This is a genomic window from Cobetia sp. SIMBA_158, from assembly GCF_046566945.1.
In the GTDB taxonomy this organism is placed as follows: Bacteria; Pseudomonadota; Gammaproteobacteria; order Pseudomonadales; family Halomonadaceae; genus Cobetia; species Cobetia amphilecti.
Genome location: NZ_JAWJYL010000074.1, coordinates 1 through 424, shown reverse-complemented (window position 1 = coordinate 424; position 424 = coordinate 1). Strand labels below are relative to the sequence as shown.

Genomic DNA, 424 nt, shown 5'->3' with positions numbered 1-424 from the left:
AGCTGAGTACCGCAACACTCACAGTACAAAACTTCTAATACACGCTTTCCCTCATAGGAGATTTTTGGCTCTGGTAATAAACACCCAACTCTTCGATGGTTATCTTCTATTTGTGGTAAATCAGAGGTCCCCCAAAGTCCATCAATATTTTTCACCATCCAATGAAAGCGTAATCTGGGTAGGGTATCTCCTAGGAAGCCTCGGCCACTATTTTTTATTGCTGTTGCTTGTCCAAATGCATAAAAAAAACCCCTCACAGCGATATACTTATCTTTCGGTTGCAAAGTAGGAAACCATTCTTCAATTAAACTTTCTAATGATAAGGAGGTAAAACGATTACGAGCTTTATCAAAAAAGCTATACGCTAACGTATCAATATTACTTTTTGTTACTAGCTTCTTCACCAGTTGATCATTGGGTTTAT

At 38.0% G+C, this 424-nt stretch carries 1 protein-coding gene; it reads right to left on the bottom strand.

Annotation, left to right across the window (positions count from 1 at the left end):
- The coding region (locus R2R70_RS19035) for a hypothetical protein (RefSeq protein ID WP_410978754.1) at nt 1-404 on the bottom strand (404 nt) is incomplete at its 3' end.
- Nucleotides 405-424: the final 20 nt, after the last annotated feature.